This window comes from Vibrio sp. SBT000027 (genome assembly GCF_963894355.1).
In the GTDB taxonomy this organism is placed as follows: domain Bacteria; phylum Pseudomonadota; class Gammaproteobacteria; order Enterobacterales; family Vibrionaceae; genus Vibrio; species Vibrio splendidus.
Window position 1 is genome coordinate 590699 of record NZ_CAWQGD010000004.1, and the last position, 17339, is coordinate 608037.

Genomic DNA, 17339 nt, shown 5'->3' on the forward strand with positions numbered 1-17339 from the left:
GTTATACGAATTACTCTTCTGCGTAACCGTGATTGCCTAATACTTTACCGTCTAAGACAGCTTGCCCGTTTACCATCGATAAGCGATCTTCGGCAAACCATTTACAGACCATAGGGTAAATGCAGTGTTCTTGAGTCAGCACTCGACTTGCTAACATGTCAGCATCATCATCTCCAAATACTGGCACCTTAGCCTGTAAGATCACAGGGCCACCATCGAGTTCTTCGGTAACAAAGTGAACGCTGGTGCCGTGTTCTTTGTCTTGCGCATCAATGGCACGCTGGTGGGTGTGTAGGCCTGGGTACTTAGGTAACAGAGAAGGGTGGATATTGATCATTTTCCCCGCGTAATGGCGAACAAACTCTGAACTCAGAATACGCATATAGCCAGCGAGTACGATTAGATCGGGTTGGTACGCATCGATCTGAACCATCAATTCATGATCAAACTCTTCACGGGAGTTAAATTCTTTTGGATTCACCGAGTGAGCGTCAACACCTGCTGATTTTGCACGCTCTAGACCAAAAGCATCCGCTTTATTTGAGAAAACGGCCTTAACAGAGGCGTCAATCGTGTGGCTGTTACAGGCATCCAAAATGGCTTGCAAGTTACTTCCGCTTCCTGAGAGTAAAACGACGATGTTTTTCTTAGAGTGACTGTTATTCATAGAATGGCTGTTCTTCATAGAGTGGGTCATGCGATTGGTTAACCGAAGTATTTACAATGTACCTACATAAACTAAGGTTTTCTGCGGGCTAAATAGCAAAATGAGGACCATAAGGTCCTCATTGATTAACTAAGTAAGTGAGCGTATCACTTATTTGATTTCTACTTGCTCTTCGCCAGCTTCAGAGTTTGCGATCTCACCGATAACCCAAGCGTTTTCGCCTTCAGCTTTCAGTAGTTCAACAGCAGCGTCTGCTTGATCTTTAGGTAGAGCAACAACTAGGCCTACACCACAGTTGAAAGTGCGGTACATTTCAAATGTTTCCACGTTCCCTTTCTCTTGTAGCCAGTTGAAGATAGCAGGCCATTCCCAGCTTTTTCCGTCAATCACTGCTTTAGTGCCTTCAGGAAGTACGCGTGGGATGTTTTCCCAGAAACCACCACCTGTGATGTGCGAGATAGCATGAATGTCATGCTCAGCAATCATCTTAAGTGCCGATTTGATGTAAATCTTAGTCGGTTCTAGTAGGTGCTCACCAATAGTACGACCTTCTAGCTCTTCACTTTTATCAGCACCAGAAACTTCTAGAACTTTACGAATTAAAGAGTAACCGTTTGAGTGTGGACCACTTGAACCAACAGCGATAAGTGCGTCACCTGCAGCTACTTTAGTGCCATCGATGATGTCAGCTTTTTCTACGACACCAACACAGAAGCCAGCAACATCGTAGTCATCGCCTTCGTACATGCCAGGCATTTCAGCCGTTTCACCACCGATTAGTGCACAGCCAGCTTGAACACAACCTTCAGCGATACCAGAAACAACGTCTGCAGCTGTATCTACATCTAGCTTACCTGTTGCGTAGTAGTCTAGGAAGAATAACGGCTCACCACCTTGAACGATTAAGTCGTTCACACACATTGCCACTAGATCGATACCAATGGTGTCGTGTTTTTTCAGATCCAAAGCAAGGCGAAGTTTAGTACCAACACCATCAGTACCTGAAACAAGTACTGGCTCTTTGTATTTCGTTGGAAGTTCACATAGGGCGCCAAAGCCACCAATACCGCCCATTACTTCAGGGCGACGAGTGCGTTTAACAGCACCTTTGATACGGTCTACTAGTGCATTACCTGCGTCGATATCAACACCAGCGTCTTTGTAGCTTAGAGAAGAAGTATTACCACTCACGGGATAGTCCTCGAACTTAAGTTGGATGTGAAAACGGCGCTATTCTAACAGGGCTTGATTACCAAGAGCAAACGTTTGCGCGTTTTTTTTATTAGAATAAAGATTCTGAAATAACCCCACAGTTCGTGTATAATCTACAGGTTTGTTTAAATATTGCCGGAGTTGGAAATGAAAGTTGTTGAAGTGAAACACCCGCTAGTAAAACATAAAATTGGCCTGATGCGTGAAGGTGACATTAGCACTAAGCGTTTTCGTGAGCTAGCGACAGAAGTGGGTAGCCTTCTAACATACGAAGCGACATCAGATTTTGAAACTGAGCGTGTGACGATTAACGGTTGGAACGGTCCAGTAGAAGTTGACCAAATCAAAGGTAAAAAAGTAACTGTAGTGCCAATCCTACGTGCTGGTCTAGGCATGATGGACGGCGTTTTAGAGCACATCCCAAGTGCACGCATCAGCGTTGTTGGTATTTACCGTGACGAAGAAACACTTGAGCCAGTACCATACTTCAACAAGCTTGCATCTAACATCGACGAGCGTATTGCTCTAGTGGTAGATCCAATGCTTGCGACGGGTGGTTCTATGATCGCGACTATCGACCTTATGAAAGAGAAAGGTTGTAAGCACTTTAAGATTCTTGTGCTTGTTGCTGCTCCTGAAGGTATCGCTGCTCTAGAAAAAGCGCACCCAGATGTTGAGCTGTACACGGCTGCAATCGATGAGAAGCTAAACGACAAGGGCTACATTGTTCCTGGTCTTGGCGATGCTGGTGATAAGATCTTCGGTACTAAGTAATTCAGTTTCGGTTTAAGTTAATTTAAAGAGTTTTTAAACTTAACTGAACCTGCTTAATTAGCCGTATAAATAAAAGGGAGAGCATTCGATGCTCTCCCTTTTTTGATCTTGTTAGGTTGTGATTCTTTTGAATCTAGCCTTACCGATAAATTAATCGATTTGAGCTTTGTCTACTACGGTGTTGTCGCCTAATTCTTCAGGAAGGACTAGGTTAAGTAGGATTGCCACGATACCGCATAAGCTTACGCCCTGTAGGCTAAAGTCACCGATGCCAAATGCCATGCCGCCAATACCGAAGACTAACGTAATACCCACAATCACAAGGTTGCGTGATTTATGTAGGTCTACTTTATTCTGAATTAGAGTATTCAAGCCTACGGTTGCGATAGAACCAAATAGTAGAATCATGATGCCGCCCATCACAGGAACTGGGATCGTTTGCAGAAGAGCGCCTAGCTTACCTACTAGAGCCAGAACAATCGCTGTCACTGCTGCCCAAGTCATGATCACTGGGTTGAATGCTTTAGTCAGCATTACAGCACCCGTTACTTCACTGTAGGTTGTATTGGGTGGCGCGCCCAGCATAGAAGCGGCAATCGTTGCCACACCATCACCAGTAATAGTGCGGTGTAAGCCTGGTTTCTTAAGGTAGTCTTTACCGGTTACGTTCGAGATAGCAAGCATGTCGCCCACGTGCTCAACAGCAGGTGCAATTGCCACAAACACCATAAAGAAGATAGCGTTGATGTTGAACTCTGGTGCAGTGAAGTTTGGTAGCGCTAACCAAGCTGCTTGAGCTACGGGGGTAAAATCAACGACACCGTATACCAAGCTCGTTACGTAACCCGCAACAATGCCACCAAAGATAGGCAATAATTTAAGGAAGCCTTTCGAGAAAACACTGATGACAATCGTCACTAGCAATGAAATAGACGAGATCCATAACGCGGCGTCTGCATCGATAAGTTGAACCGCACCATCGCCGGTTTTACCTAGCGCCATGTTTACTGCAACAGGCGCAAGACCTAAGCCGATAACCATGATCACAGGGCCAACCACCACGGGTGGAAGCAGTTTATGGATGAAGGCTACGCCACGCACTTTAATCAATGCGCCCATTAATACATACACGACACCTGCTGCCATTAGGCCGCCCATAGTTGCACCGACACCCCAAGTTTGAATACCAAACATGATAGGCGCGATGAATGCAAAAGAAGACGCTAAGAAGATTGGCACTGAACGGCGTGTAATAAGTTGGAATAAAAGGGTACCGATACCCGCGCCAAAGAGTGCAACGTTGGGATCGAGTCCAGTCAGTAGCGGCACTAATACAAGCGCACCAAAAGCTACAAACAGCATTTGTGCACCTTGCAGAGCATTCTTCATGTTATGTCCTTAAAAATGGTCGTTATATGAAAAGTGAAAAATAAAATTCGCGGGATTCTATCACTTAGCAATCGATTGCCACACCAAATAGATCAAATTTATTTATCTTAGTGATATTTTATATTCGTCAAAGCTCGAAAAATTCAGTTTATAAGTGAGCGATTTATCATGGCCAGGTGATATTTTGTGGTTATTAAACACAGTGGGCGCTATCGACCTTGCCCCTCAATCCATAGTTGCTTATCATCTAGGCACAAGATTTGAATATTAGGATCAGTATGCGCTACATAGCATTGTTGTTGATGGGACTATTAGCCTCTCCGAGTTATGCCTTAACTCAAGTAGATATCTTTAGTGCTGAAGTTGCGATTAACGCTGAAAACAAACAGCCAGAACAAGTGGCAAGAAATACCGGCATGGAGCAGGTATTGATACGTGCGACTGGTCAAACTGATGTCGCTTCGAATGAGACGATTCAAAAGGCGATGCGTAAGAGTTCGCAGTACATGTCTCAAATGAGTTTTGGTGAAAGCAATGACCAATCAACATTGCGCATGCGTTTTAACGGCGCTCAAATCCGTTCGCTACTGACTCAAGCACAATTGCCGTACTGGCCTGATACTCGCTCAAATATCCTTGTTTGGCTGGTGGAAGAACAGAACTACGACAAGAATATTGTGTGGGAACACTCCAACTCACAATTAGCGGCAGGTTTACAAGCCAACGCAAAAGAGCGAGGTTTGCCTCTAACGCTACCAGTGGGTGATTTTGATGACATTACGGGTATTGCGACCTCTGATCTTTGGGGTAGCTTTGTTACACCGATCAGTAAAGCGAGTCAGCGTTACCCGGTTGATGCTGTTCTGGTGATAAAAGCTCAATCTTCAGGTCTACGTTGGACTCTATACGATCAAAAGCCAAACCAATTGACGAGTGCACCAAAATCGCCAGTCAGTGGTTCGCTATCGGGCAACAGCGCGACGACTTCTAAGAAACTTGTCGACCAAATCAGTAACTACTACGCAGGTAAAAGTGCGGTGACAGTAGCAAGTGAATCATCAGAGTCGATTTTAACGCAATTTATTAGCCTGAATAACGCACAAGACTTCTTCCAATTGGAGAATGCACTTAAGCGTTTAAACTCGGTGGCAAGCTTAGATATTTTGAAAATTCAGAATAACGAAGTAACTTTCCGAATTCACTTATTGTCGACTCAACAAGAGTTTGAGCAAGAAGTGGAAAGCATTCGCCAAGTCGCAAAGGTTGAAGAATCTTATATTGAACCTGAAGTGAGCCCTGAATTTAAAACGCAAGACAACACCATGTCTGTAGGCGATGATTCAGCAGCTGTTACTGATACGACCCTGGACGATGGCGCAGAAGCGACGGCTAACGAAGCTGACCCAAGTGTTCAAGTCATCAAAGGTAGTGAGTTATCAACTGAAGCGGATGCTAAGCTAACGAATATGTCTGGCTCGGAAGAGCTAACAGTTGTTGCGCCAGTACATGCTAAGCCAAGCCTAGTATACGAATGGGTTCGCTAGTGATTGTCTTCTGACATGACCGATTGAAATGAATTCATGAAAAAAGCCCTGCAAGAGAAATCTCGCAGGGCTTTTTGTTTGTTGTCACTTTTTTCTATTGATACTAGATCAGGACAACCTAATCCAGGTTACTGCTCGAACTTAGCTTTCTCGGTCTTTTCTACTTCAGAAAGGCGCTTAAGTTTGATGCCTAATTCTTTGGCTCGAAAGCGAGTAAATAAGATATTGCCCGCGAAGCCTAGAGTCGTCAGAAGCAGTTCTACAGCCGCTAATAAGCGCTCGCCACCGTCTACATACAAAATAGTTAATGCGTGTAGGAAGTAGAGCATTAAGACAAAGTTCGCCCAAGCATGCGTATAAGGTTTACCTGCAAGAATGCCCGGTAATGGCAGTAACAGCGGTATAGCCCAAGCGATCGCAAGCGTTACATTACTTAGATGAGGGTGCGGCGAAAGTGTCATCTGCCAAGCAATCACCCAGAATAAAAGCGACAAGTTGCCCGCTAAAGCAAGGTAGCGGAATAGCTTGGTTGTGGGAGACATCGCCTTCTCTGGCATATACATCATTGAGAAATTCCCTTCTGGTTTATTGCGATGCGCGCTAGGCGTTTGCCTAGGTTTTGCGCCAACTCAATTTCATCTTTGCTTAATGAAGCGCTCTCTCCGGTACTACTCGCACCATAGGGTGTGCCACCAGTTTGAGTGGTGTGCAGCGCAGGTTCTGAGTAGGGGATACCCACCACTAACATGCCATGGTGAAGCAGTGGCAACATCATGCTTTGTTGTGTGGTCTCTTGCCCGCCATGCAGTGATGAAGAAGAGGTAAACACGCAAGCTGGCTTATCGATCAGATCGCCATTAATCCACAGTGATGTTGTGCTGTCCCAAAAGTGCTTCATAGGTCCAGCCATGTTGCCAAACCAAACCGGACTGCCTAGTGCTAAACCATCGCAAGAACGGAGCTCTTGCAATGTCGCGATAGGATCGGTCGGCTGATAACGCGAATCAGGCTGCTCTTCTGCTGTGTATACGTCGTTCACGGTTCTTAGCATGGCTTCGCAGTTAGGGATAGATTCAACCCCTCGTGCAATTTGCCTTGCTAGCGCTCGTGTGTTGCCGTGGCGGCTGTAGTAGAGAACAAGAATGTTGATGCTCATATCGGCTTACAGAATCTCTAGCACTTGCTCTGGTGGACGACCAATCTTTGCTTTGTTGTTCGCAACAACAACAGGGCGTTCAAACAGTTTTGGATTTGTCGCCATTGCTGAGAATAGATCTTCATCGGTAACCGATGCATCGCCAAGATTTGCCTCTTTGTAATCCGCTTCTTTGGTGCGCATCATTTCGCGAACACTGTCAAAACCAAGCTGCGTGAAAAGCACTTTAAGTTGCTCGATAGTTAAAGGCGTATCTAGGTATTTGATAACTTCTGGCTGTACGCCGTTTGTTTCAAGCAGTTCTAGAGTTTGACGGCTCTTTGAGCAGCGTGGGTTGTGATAAATCACGACGGACATGGTTCTTCCTCATTATTATTTTTGATTTAATTGTTCAGTTGAAGCAATTGTTCAGTTGAAGCCACTTGAGTGGCTTCTTTACTATGTAACGTTGAGCTTTCTTTTTCTTCTGACAACGAACCGCTGCCAATAAATACACTTACTGTAACGACAAGAAGCGTTCACGCTGAATCATTAGTTGATCAATTCGGGCGTCGTAACGTGCTTGTTTTAGGCTGCCGAGCTCTGCGATTTGACTAGCCTGCGTATAGTACTGAATCGCTTTGTTCCAGTTGGCTTGCAGTGCCAAGATCTCTGCACGAGCAGCCAGTTCTTCGTCGCTATTACCAAGGCTTGTATTTACTTTTGAAAGTAGGTGCCAGCCGTTGGTGTCGTTCGGGTTATCGTGCGTGTAACGTTGCAACACGCGAACGGCTTCCTGTAGGTCTTCATTTTCAATCAGCGCATTGGCGTAGTTAATGGTTAGAACAGGGTTGTTTGGTTGGCGAACCAGTGCTGATTCGAGTTCTTTAATCGCAATCTCAGGCTTTTTCTGTTCAATATGGAGGTCTGAAATGGCATCTAGATAAAACAGGTTGGTTGGATCGCTGTTGATGAGCTTGGTCAGAATCGGCTCAGCTTTATCTAATTTTTTAGAATCTAAGTAAACCAGTGCTTGGCCATACTCTAATGATGGAACCAAGGCTTTAGGTGCTTTCTTCAGCTTACGTTCAAACCAATCTAGAGCAGCATCGTTATTAATGCCCGCATAGCGCGCGACAATGCGAGCTCTTGCTAGATGGTAATCCAGTGATGGAGCCAGTTTAAGTGGCGGATAGCTGCGAGCGCGAGCGCGTGAATCGGTGATTCGATCTTCTGGTAATGGGTGAGTCAGCAACATTGGGGGTGGTGTGCTTGCATAGCGGTATTCATCAGCCAAACGACCGAAGAAACGCGGCATCGCATTCACATCGAACCCTGCTTTCGCCAGTGTATTGATACCAAAGCGGTCAGCTTCTTTTTCATTACTACGGGTGTAGTTGATCTGGCTCTGCATGTTACCAGCGGTTGTGGCAGTTAGAGCTGCGATACCTGCTTCAGGTGCTGCAATGGCCAATAATACAGAGGCTGCTAGCGCTGCGATGGTTGCTGGAGAACGACGCGCTTGATCTTCCATACTACGCGCTAAGTGACGTTGGGTAACGTGCGCGATTTCGTGCGCTAATACTGAAGCCAACTCACTTTCAGATTGTGCATGCAGGAACAGACCTGAGTGCAAAGCAACATAACCACCAAAGAATGCAAAGGCGTTGATGTTGCGGTCTCGGATCATAAAGAACTGGAAAGGTGTCTTGACATCATTCGCGCTTGCGACAAGACGATGGCCAAGCGTATCAATGTACTGGTTGAGAACCGGGTCGTTTACGATAGGCTGGCTGCTTCTGATGATGCGCATGTAGGCATCACCATAGATAAGTTCTTGGTCGATAGTGAGGGTGCCGCCAGCAGCGGTGCCGATATCGGGTAGCTCCAAACTGTTGGTATTCGCCAACGTTGGGGTGCTTAATGTAGCTGCGATGCATAAGCAAGCGATTGAGCGAGCGCGTTTAAACATATTAGTCAGTAATACTCCGTTTCTTCTGACAGTAAGACAAGTGCAATGCAAATTGGTTCTTTATCTGATGTAACCTTTGCCGAGTGCGTGCGCTATCATGAAGGAAGATGAATGAATGATGGCGCGTTTTCAAAAACAGATTACAATACGACCCTTATAATAAGCATCGAGCTCAAGAATGACACCTAATATTCTAGATTTACGCCAAGAGCGCTGTCCAATGGCACTATTATTAGCCAAGCGTCACAGTGTAAAGTTAGAAGTAGGGCAATCATTGTCAATTTATGTCTCTGATAACAGCTCAATGAAAGATATTGTTACTTTTTTGTCTAAGCAAGCCTATGACGTCATCACTGAGGTTTGCTCTAATTACTATCATCTCCTCGTCACTAAAAAGGAATTGCAGTCAGATGCTTGAAATGGTCAATCGTTGGTATAAACGACGTTTCTCTGATCCCCATGCTGTCAGTTTGGTTGCCATCATTCTCTTCGGCTTTATTACGATCTACTTCTTTGGTCATCTCATCGCGCCATTGTTGGTGGCTATTGTATTGGCTTATTTGCTTGAGTGGCCGGTTACCCAACTCCAAAGACTCGGTGTTCCAAGAACGCCATCGGTGATGCTAGTCATCATGATGTTCTTTAGCCTGATGTTGCTGGCGCTGTTTGGCTTAGTGCCTACCATTTGGGAGCAAGTGGGTAATCTCATCAATGATATTCCAAGTATGTATGGCGGCTTACAGAAGTTCATCGCGACCATTCCTGAGCGCTATCCTGAGTTAGCAAACTTGCAGATCGTTGAATCGATTGTGTCTAACGCGAAAAATAAAGCATTAGGTTTTGGTGAAAGTGTTGTTAAAGGTTCTTTAGCTTCCCTTGTGAGCTTGGCTACGCTTGCGGTTTACTTGATTCTTGTGCCACTGTTGATCTTCTTCTTACTAAAAGATAAAGAAGAGATGATCAGCATGGCGAGTGGTGTGCTACCGAAAAATCGTCGTCTAGCGACCAAGGTTTGGGTTGAGATGAACCAACAAATCTCGAACTATATTCGCGGCAAGGTACTTGAGATCTTGATCGTCGGTGGTGTCAGCTACGTGACCTTTGCGATTCTAGATTTACGTTATTCAGCTCTGCTGGCTGTCGCGGTGGGCTTCTCGGTACTGATTCCTTATATCGGTGCGGCAGCTGTGACCGTTCCAGTTGCGATTGTTGGCCTGTTCCAGTGGGGATTAGAGCCTCAGTTCTACTGGCTGTTATTGGCTTACGGTATTATCCAAGCGCTAGATGGCAACGTGCTCGTTCCGGTTTTGTTCTCTGAAGCAGTGAATCTGCACCCAGTCGCGATTATTGTTGCGGTATTGGTGTTTGGCGGACTGTGGGGATTCTGGGGCGTGTTCTTTGCTATCCCGCTTGCTACGCTGGTAAAAGCGGTTTGGAATGCTTTACCGAGTCATGCTCTCGACGATGACCCCGAGCATCAATCGTAATTGAAGATCAATACAGTTGAGTAAGTATTAAAAAGGCCGAATATCCATGATATTCGGCCTTTTTGTATTTGGATTAGTCAATTGTGAACTTAGATCATCTAGGTATGAAATTAGGTCATCAATTCACTAGAAACAGCATTAAGCTTCTGGATTGAAGTAGCCTAGAACCACTTCGTGGTGAGTCTTAGTCTTGAACTTGTTGAAGACGTGTTCAATCTGACCTTCTTCATCAATTAGGAAGCTAATACGGTGCAGACCGTCGTACACTTTGCCCATGAATTTCTTCTCTCCCCAAACACCAAACTGCTCAGCAACGCTGTGGTCTTCATCTGATAGCAGTGTGAAGTTTAGAGATTTCTTCTCGACGAAATTTGGTAGGCGTTTTACTGGATCAACACTCACACCTAGAACAACCACATTTAGGTCATCAAGTTGTGCTTTGATATCACGCAGACCTTCAGCTTGCACAATACAACCTGGAGTCATTGCTTTTGGGTAAAAATAGAAAAGGACTTTTTTACCTTTGAAGTCACCAAGAGATACGATATTGCCATCTTGATCAGGAAGAGAAAAAGCAGGTGCTGGAACACCAGCCGTTAGCGTATTCATGATATTTCCTTTTTAAAAACTGTTTTTGATAAAGTTGAGCGAGCCTTGTACGGATAGGCTCTGACACAGCGCGTCAAATTCTTCTTGTAGCTGCATCAAATTACATTCTGATTGCACAGAAGCGGTAATAGAGATATGGAATTGGTCGTTGTCGAGCTGAACTTTAGATTTATTGATGGTTCGGGCGCTCAGCGAGTCGAGTCCTATGTTGCGGTCAGCAAAGAACTGAGTGAACTGCTCGGTAAGGCCGATTTTATCGTCTGACTCAACGAACACCTCTACTGTGTAAGAGTTCTCAATAACATCATGAGTTGAGGTTCGCTTCATAATCGTAATCAAGTCGTGCTCTTGTCCAAGCAAGGGCAGGGTGGTTTCAACGCGGGTGATGTTGTTTGCCTTTCCAGACAGTAGCATGATAAGCGTAAATTCTTCGCCAAATAGAGCGATACGGCTATCAATAATGTTACAGCCTGATTGGGTGACTAAATGAACCACTTGGTTGCATACACCTGGGCGATCTGTGCCCACAGCTGTGATTACTAGATGTTGAGTCATAAAATCACGTCTCTTTATATTCCATTGATTCATGCATGTTAGCACAGTTAGCTCGTGGAATAAGCGTGCGTACGGGGCTTTTTATGAGGCACCTTGCTTCTAACATGCAACCAATGATAAGAATATCGAGAGCGTTAAAAAATGAGATTGAGTGGTGAGAGCACAGCTTACTTGCTACTGACATCCAGTGCTGTGCTATCCGCTAGATTGAACGCAGGTTACCCAAATTCTCGGTAGAACGCCGTTAGAAGTCGTTTTACCTCAAACATACGACAATATTTAATGCAGATGTTGCCGGTAAGCCACTTTAATGTCTTGTGTTTATTGATTGGCTTACAGTAACATGCAAAAAGAATAAATTAAGGGAGATAGACATGTTTTCAGGAAGTATCGTTGCGCTAGTTACGCCATTTAATACAGATGGTGAAGTGGATTTCGACAGCCTTAAAAAGTTAGTTGAGCACCATGTTGCTGCAGGTAGTGATGGTCTGGTTGCGGTTGGCACAACAGGTGAGTCTTCAACACTCACTATTGAAGAGCATGTCAAAGTCGTCAATAAGATCGTTGAATTTGCTGATGGTCGTATTCCCGTTATCGCTGGTACAGGTGCAAATGCAACTCACGAATCTGTTCTATTCAGCCGTTTGCTGAATGGTTCTGGTATTGCTGGTTGCCTGAGCGTAACGCCTTACTACAACAAACCGACTCAAGAAGGTTTGTACCAACACTACAAAGCGATTGCTGAAGTCAGTGACGTTCCACAAATCCTATACAATGTACCAGGTCGTACTGCTGTAGACTTGTTACCTGAAACGGTTGCTCGCCTTGCTGAGATCGAAAACATCGTTGCACTTAAAGATGCGACGGGTGATCTCGACAGAATTGCAATTCACCGTGAACTTTGTGGCGAAGATTTTATCTTACTAAGTGGTGATGACTTAACAGGTCTAGAATTTGTTAAGCGTGGTGGCGATGGCGTGATCTCTGTAACAAACAATGTTGCAGCCGCTGATATGGCAACCATGTTCAAGTTAGCGAAAGAAGGCAAGTTTGAAGAAGCAGAAGCGATCAATGAGCGTTTAATGCCTCTACATAAGAATTTGTTCGTTGAGTCCAACCCTATTCCCGTAAAATGGGCGGTTCATAAAATGGGTCTGATTGCTGAAGGTGGCTTACGTCTACCGTTGACTGAATTGTCAAAGCCAGCTCAACCCGTTGTTGCTCAAGCAATGACTGAAGCGTGCATTTACTAAAAACGTATGAAGTGATGCCGAAGTGAACCTTCGGCATTTAGGAGTATAAATGAAGTATTCTCACCAGCTAGTGATTGGATCACTGGCTGTTTTCGTTCTTACAGCATGTTCTGGCAGCCCGACTCAACGTCGCCAAGCCAAAGATGATTTCGAATACTTAGAAACACCTGAGTTTTCACAATGGCAGCTGCCTGAAGATGCTCAACCTCAGTTCTATCCAAATTTTGACATCCCAAGCGGTGAGTTCAGTGGTGGTACAGGCCGTGAAGTGGATATTCGTCCGCCGCAACAGGTTCTTGAGCTGATCCCTGGTGCTCGAGCTGAACGTCAGAATGGTGAAGTGACACTATGGCTTCTTCGTGCTGAAGAGGCAGACCGCGTGTGGCAAACGGCTGTAGATATGCTGGCACAACGTGGCATTGGTATTCGTGAACAGTCAGAAAACGATATTGAGACCGATTGGGTTACTTGGGTTTCTGAAGATGAAGAAGTAGAGATCGGCAGTCGCTACTCTATCTCTCGTTTCCAAGCGAACAACCGCCATGGCTTCAAGATCAACCTTATCGATTGGCGTGAAGGCTCTGAAGAGAAGCCGGTATCGGCAACCAATAAGGAGCGTTATAACGCGTTCTTAACGAACCTAGTGATGGCAAAATACGATGAAAACCTTCGTGCTGAAGCAGCGTTGAAAGCACAAGAGCTGGTTAAACGCATTCCAATCTCAATGGGTGCCGACCGTAGTGGCTTCCCAGTGATCATTGCTCGTACTCCATACAATGTATTGTGGCAGCGTTTGCCTACCTTGCTACCGACGATGGGCTTTGAGCTTGAAGAGCGTAACCAGTCTCAAGGTACTGTAAAAGCTAAGTATGCTGCGCCAGATGATGAATTCTGGGAGACAATTGGCCTACAACCCATTGATTTGGCTCCAGGCACTTACACCTTCTTGTTTGGTGATCTTGGTAACCGTACGTCAATTAACGTAACGGATGCATCAGGTAAGCCAGTAGAAGAAGAGCTACTGAAGTCAATGGTACCGGTATTAGCACATGTTGCTGACCAAACCAAAGATGACAAAGAAGCTGATGCAGAGTAAGTAAGCTGAGTGAGCATAGCTGAAAAACCACAGAGTAAGTCATATCAGCCCTGTGGTTAGCTAAAGCCAATAAAAAAGAGGACACATTGTGTCCTCTTTTTTGTATTCGTTGATTAGTCGTCAGCGGATTATTAGCAAATTAGATTGGCTCCTTAGAGCTACAAAATTAAGCGTCTTTGTTGTCCGTAGACTCATCTTTTTGAGCTTTCTCTTGGTTCTGTTTATCCAATTGATTGAGCTTGTCTAAGTCTTTCTCTGTTTTGTTACGACCTGTCAGATCCATATTGGCGGTCTGTTTGAGCGCAGCAATATTACCCACCACAACACTAACCACGATGATGATGATCACCCAAGGGTTTGTAAGCCACTCCAACATATGCGCTCCTAATGACTGATATTCGCCACGAAGCGCGCATAGATCTCGTCTAGCTGCTCCATAATAATCTCATACCCTAATATTGGCTTAGATTGGAGTTGCTTGCCAAGTAAAGAGGGAGATAACTGTGATAAACACAACTCCGATACTTTTCGATGGCTGATATGCCAAGGTTCTATCGCCACACCGCCGAGGTCTTGGCTGTACGGAAAGAAGAACCCAAATTGAGATGCATTGGCATAAAGCCATTGGTAAAACGCTTGCTGGTGGCCAATAAGGTATTCCCATGGTTCCAGTTGCAGCTGTGTGCCTTCAGGTAAGTGATTACGAGCAAAGACATCAAAGTCACAACCCCAATGGTGACGACTCGCCCCAGGCAGTGCAGACCACCTCAGTATCGCTGACAACTTTTGCTGTTCACTGAGTGTTGAGGCATCCAGTAGTTGGCTTTCTGAGTCTAATATTGGTGCTTCACCAGAAAACTTACGGTTCCAAATTAGAGATTGCCTTTCATAGTCGCGAAAGCCACTGGCAATCTCCATTTTAAAGCCAGCGAGTTGAGCAGCTTCAATCAAACTGTTTAGGTCATCTTTGACATCACAGTGAACCAAGAATGTCTTGGTGCCAATCAGGTTAGGTTCCAGATGAGAATCTGATTGCCCGGTAAGCTGCTCTGGTGTCATAACGCGTCTCTCAATAATTAGATGCTATCAATCGCTGATGAAAAAACTATTTAGCGAACAGGTTCACTAATGTTCTCTCATACATGTCGGTTAGCTTCTCTAAGTCAGCCACTTTCACGCATTCGTTAACCTTGTGAATGGTTGCATTAACCGGACCTAGCTCTACGACTTGCCCTTTCATGCGCGCAATAAAGCGTCCGTCAGATGTACCACCTGTAGTCAGTAGTGCTGGTTTTACGTCATTAACGTGGCCAACGGCATCAACAATAGCATCAAGCAGTGAGCCTGCGTCTGTTAAGAACGGGTCGCCATTGAATGTCCATTTCAAATCGTATTCGAAATCATACTTGTCGAGCGTCTTTGTGATTCGTTCAACGATGATGTCGTTGTTTAATTCTGTACTAAAGCGAAGATTAAACTGAACATTAAATTCACCAGGAATGACGTTTGACGCACCCGTGCCCGCACTTACATTTGGGATCTGGAAGCTGGTTGGTGGGAAGTAGTCATTACCTTTGTCCCACTCGGTCGTTGCCAGTTCGTTGATCGCAAGTAGAGAGCTGTGTACTGGATTGTTCGCTAGGTGAGGGTAGGCAACATGACCTTGTGTGCCTTTAATCGTGAGATCGCCAGTAATAGAACCACGACGGCCGTTCTTCACAACGTCACCAACATACTCAGTACTTGATGGTTCACCAACAATACACATATCGATGTTTTCACCACGGGCCATTAGTGCTTCAACAACACGGACTGTACCGTTGATGAAAGGGCCTTCTTCATCTGACGTGATAAGGAAACCGATTGAGCCTGTGTGGTCTGGGTGTTTAGCAATGAACTGCTCTACAGCAACGATCATTGAAGCCAAAGAGCCTTTCATGTCTGCCGCGCCGCGACCGTGTAGGAAACCATCTACGATAGTCGGTTCGAATGGCTTGGTGTGCCACTGTTCAATCGGGCCTGCAGGTACAACATCGGTGTGGCCTGCAAAGGCAAATAGAGGCGCCTCTGTACCACGGCGAGCCCAAAAGTTCGTCGTATCTTCAAATACCATCACTTCGATTTCGAAGCCGAGTGCTTTTAAGCGTTCAATCATTAAATCTTGGCAGCCTGCATCTTCAGGGGTTACTGATTGGCGGCTAATGAGGTCTTTTGCCAGAGCCAAAGTTGGGCTATCTGTCATCCTTGAATTCCTTGTTTAAATAAAACGTCTAGTCATTAATTTTTAGGGCGCTGATTTAATGATCAACGTCCAGTAGTCTGTCTATCTAAATACAGTGCTCTAAGCAAAAATAGAGGCGTATTGGTCTGCTTTAAATCCGATATGAAGCTTACCGTCTACTTTTAGTATTGGTCGCTTAATCATTGCTGGTTGTTCAACAAGCAGAGTCACGGCTTTGTCTTCCGTTAATGTATCTTTCTGTTCTTGTGAAAGTTGGCGATAAGTCGTACCACGTTTGTTCAATACAAGTTCCCAGCCAAGTTCTGAACAGAAGGTCGTAACCAACTCTTCAGTGATGCCTTGTTTGCGATAATCGTGAAATTCGAACTTGATTCCTTCAGCTTCGAGCCATTTCTTTGCTTTTTTAATGGTGTCGCAGTTCGGAATGCCAAACATAGTGATAGTCATTGTTCTTCCTTTGGGTGATTTTATTTCGTTGTTATGAGTTGAATCCTATCAGGAAGCTGCAATTCAGACAAAATAGAGTGAGGAATATTTCATAGAGTGAAAAAAAACAGTAAGAAAATGTCACTATTGGAGACTTATTGATCAACCTCAACATGTTGTCAGCGAAAAAAGAAATAATTGAGTTGCACATATATAGGAGGTGTCAATGGAGTTGAGTCCTGTTTTTGCAAGGCGGCTATATTTAGCATTGTTAGTGGAAAGCCTTGATAGGCCAAATGTGCCTAAACTCATCGAAAAAACGGGTTGGCCTCGTCGTACTATTCAAGATGTACTCAAGGCGTTACCGGGGATCGGTATCGAACTTATGTTTGTTCAAGATGGGCGACGTCATAATGATGGCTATTACCAGTTATCCGACTGGGGTCCATTTGACAGTCAATGGGTTATCCAGCGTAAAGGCGATATAGCAATAAGCCTTGGATTTAGTGCATAAGCCAGCGAAAGCTGGCTTTCTTTTTTGCAGTAGAAGTAGAAGTAGAAATAGAAGAGGTAGCCTCTCGCTCATTTGAGCGCTGAGCTGTCTAACTATATTTCTACCTACTTACACAGTTTCTAACTACTTACACAAATAGGCAGTGCCCAACATAGTCACGGAAGTGGAAAAGTCTTGGGGAAGTGTAAATATCACGGTATCTGCACCTAGCTCAATCGTATTTGACTTGAGCTCATTCATCGCGCCCTGAATCAAGGTGTCATTTGGGTAAAACAGGTAACTATACCAATGGCCCTCGCTGCCAGTGACTTCCCCTTTATACTGACATTTATCGATATTAATCACGCCATGGTAATCCATTTGCACGTTGGCAGCTTCGCTATGAGGCGTTGATGTCGGTGTCGTGCAACCGAGTAACACGCTACTCATAGCCAAAGCGACTAATTCCTTTTTCATACGCTTAT

At 44.9% G+C, this 17339-nt stretch carries 21 protein-coding genes; 7 read left to right on the forward strand and 14 right to left on the reverse strand.

Going from position 1 to position 17339, the window contains the following annotated elements:
- Positions 1-10: 10 nt before the first annotated feature.
- Both purN and purM read right to left on the reverse strand, forming a co-directional pair.
- On the reverse strand, positions 11-697 hold the full coding sequence (purN, locus tag AACU28_RS12585) for a phosphoribosylglycinamide formyltransferase (RefSeq protein WP_121603019.1): 687 nt from the start codon (positions 695-697) through the stop codon (positions 11-13).
- A 120-nt stretch (positions 698-817) separates the two neighbouring features.
- The gene (gene purM, locus AACU28_RS12590) at positions 818-1858 is read right to left on the reverse strand and encodes a phosphoribosylformylglycinamidine cyclo-ligase (protein ID WP_004734319.1); all 1041 of its coding nucleotides are present in this window, start codon (positions 1856-1858) and stop codon (positions 818-820) included.
- 168 nt (positions 1859-2026) lie between these two features.
- Here purM and upp point away from each other — a divergent pair, with 168 nt between their 5' ends.
- Positions 2027-2653, forward strand: a complete 627-nt coding sequence (gene upp / locus AACU28_RS12595) for a uracil phosphoribosyltransferase (RefSeq protein WP_004734318.1) — start codon at positions 2027-2029, stop codon at positions 2651-2653.
- Between the two features lie 150 nt (positions 2654-2803).
- On the opposite strand, the gene AACU28_RS12600 is transcribed toward upp, so the two are convergent.
- On the reverse strand, positions 2804-4042 hold the full coding sequence (locus tag AACU28_RS12600) for a uracil-xanthine permease family protein (protein ID WP_004734317.1): 1239 nt from the start codon (positions 4040-4042) through the stop codon (positions 2804-2806).
- 278 nt (positions 4043-4320) lie between these two features.
- Between AACU28_RS12600 and AACU28_RS12605 the strand changes: the two genes are divergently transcribed.
- On the forward strand, positions 4321-5586 hold the full coding sequence (locus AACU28_RS12605) for a DUF2066 domain-containing protein (protein WP_121603020.1): 1266 nt from the start codon (positions 4321-4323) through the stop codon (positions 5584-5586).
- A gap of 128 nt (positions 5587-5714) precedes the next feature.
- Here AACU28_RS12605 and AACU28_RS12610 read toward each other — a convergent pair whose 3' ends face one another.
- The 4 genes from AACU28_RS12610 to AACU28_RS12625 all read right to left on the reverse strand — a co-directional run bounded on the left by AACU28_RS12610 (position 5715) and on the right by AACU28_RS12625 (position 8693).
- Positions 5715-6152, reverse strand: coding sequence for a DUF2069 domain-containing protein (locus AACU28_RS12610; protein ID WP_004734315.1), 438 nt, complete (start codon positions 6150-6152; stop codon positions 5715-5717).
- The gene (wrbA, locus tag AACU28_RS12615; protein WP_017084133.1) at positions 6149-6742 is read right to left on the reverse strand and encodes an NAD(P)H:quinone oxidoreductase; all 594 of its coding nucleotides are present in this window, start codon (positions 6740-6742) and stop codon (positions 6149-6151) included. Before wrbA ends, AACU28_RS12610 begins: the two co-directional genes overlap by 4 nt.
- A 6-nt stretch (positions 6743-6748) precedes the next feature.
- A complete protein-coding gene (arsC, locus tag AACU28_RS12620; protein WP_017084132.1) occupies positions 6749-7099 on the reverse strand; it encodes an arsenate reductase (glutaredoxin) in 351 nt (116 codons plus the stop codon).
- 139 nt (positions 7100-7238) lie between these two features.
- Positions 7239-8693 (reverse strand): beta-barrel assembly-enhancing protease, encoded by a 1455-nt coding sequence (locus tag AACU28_RS12625; RefSeq protein WP_004734312.1) that lies wholly within the window; start codon positions 8691-8693, stop codon positions 7239-7241.
- Positions 8694-8871: 178 nt separating this feature from the next.
- Here AACU28_RS12625 and AACU28_RS12630 point away from each other — a divergent pair, with 178 nt between their 5' ends.
- Positions 8872-9111 (forward strand): sulfurtransferase TusA family protein, encoded by a 240-nt coding sequence (locus tag AACU28_RS12630; protein ID WP_004734311.1) that lies wholly within the window; start codon positions 8872-8874, stop codon positions 9109-9111.
- Positions 9104-10180: an AI-2E family transporter gene (locus AACU28_RS12635; protein ID WP_017084129.1), complete on the forward strand. Its 1077-nt coding sequence runs from the start codon at positions 9104-9106 to the stop codon at positions 10178-10180. Before AACU28_RS12630 ends, AACU28_RS12635 begins: the two co-directional genes overlap by 8 nt.
- Before the next feature lie 138 nt (positions 10181-10318).
- Here AACU28_RS12635 and bcp read toward each other — a convergent pair whose 3' ends face one another.
- Together bcp and AACU28_RS12645 are read right to left on the reverse strand one after the other, a co-directional pair.
- Entirely contained in the window at positions 10319-10789 is a 471-nt protein-coding gene (bcp, locus tag AACU28_RS12640; RefSeq protein WP_065681342.1) for a thioredoxin-dependent thiol peroxidase, read from the reverse strand.
- 12 nt (positions 10790-10801) lie between these two features.
- Positions 10802-11344, reverse strand: coding sequence for a glycine cleavage system protein R (locus AACU28_RS12645; protein WP_017079431.1), 543 nt, complete (start codon positions 11342-11344; stop codon positions 10802-10804).
- Between the two features lie 374 nt (positions 11345-11718).
- On the opposite strand from AACU28_RS12645, the gene dapA reads away from it, so the two are divergent.
- Together dapA and bamC are read left to right on the forward strand one after the other, a co-directional pair.
- Positions 11719-12597: a 4-hydroxy-tetrahydrodipicolinate synthase gene (gene dapA / locus AACU28_RS12650; RefSeq protein ID WP_004734279.1), complete on the forward strand. Its 879-nt coding sequence runs from the start codon at positions 11719-11721 to the stop codon at positions 12595-12597.
- Between the two features lie 49 nt (positions 12598-12646).
- Positions 12647-13693, forward strand: a complete 1047-nt coding sequence (bamC, locus tag AACU28_RS12655) for an outer membrane protein assembly factor BamC (protein WP_017084128.1) — start codon at positions 12647-12649, stop codon at positions 13691-13693.
- A 166-nt stretch (positions 13694-13859) separates the two neighbouring features.
- On the opposite strand, the gene AACU28_RS12660 is transcribed toward bamC, so the two are convergent.
- The 4 genes from AACU28_RS12660 to AACU28_RS12675 form a co-directional block, all read right to left on the reverse strand.
- The gene (locus tag AACU28_RS12660) at positions 13860-14069 is read right to left on the reverse strand and encodes a DUF2897 family protein (protein WP_004734277.1); all 210 of its coding nucleotides are present in this window, start codon (positions 14067-14069) and stop codon (positions 13860-13862) included.
- Between the two features lie 8 nt (positions 14070-14077).
- Positions 14078-14752, reverse strand: a complete 675-nt coding sequence (locus AACU28_RS12665; RefSeq protein ID WP_121603021.1) for a M15 family metallopeptidase — start codon at positions 14750-14752, stop codon at positions 14078-14080.
- Between the two features lie 46 nt (positions 14753-14798).
- Positions 14799-15935, reverse strand: coding sequence for a succinyl-diaminopimelate desuccinylase (gene dapE / locus AACU28_RS12670; RefSeq protein WP_121603022.1), 1137 nt, complete (start codon positions 15933-15935; stop codon positions 14799-14801).
- A gap of 99 nt (positions 15936-16034) precedes the next feature.
- Positions 16035-16382 carry an ArsC family reductase gene (locus AACU28_RS12675; protein ID WP_121603023.1) on the reverse strand — a complete coding sequence of 116 codons (348 nt, stop codon included), beginning with the start codon at positions 16380-16382 and terminating at the stop codon, positions 16035-16037.
- A gap of 205 nt (positions 16383-16587) precedes the next feature.
- Here AACU28_RS12675 and AACU28_RS12680 point away from each other — a divergent pair, with 205 nt between their 5' ends.
- Complete coding sequence (locus tag AACU28_RS12680) at positions 16588-16875, forward strand: winged helix-turn-helix domain-containing protein (RefSeq protein WP_029224613.1); 288 nt, start codon at positions 16588-16590, stop codon at positions 16873-16875.
- Positions 16876-16998: 123 nt separating this feature from the next.
- Here the strand turns inward: AACU28_RS12680 and AACU28_RS12685 are convergent, their stop codons facing one another.
- Positions 16999-17331: a DUF4156 domain-containing protein gene (locus AACU28_RS12685; RefSeq protein WP_017086263.1), complete on the reverse strand. Its 333-nt coding sequence runs from the start codon at positions 17329-17331 to the stop codon at positions 16999-17001.
- Positions 17332-17339: the final 8 nt, after the last annotated feature.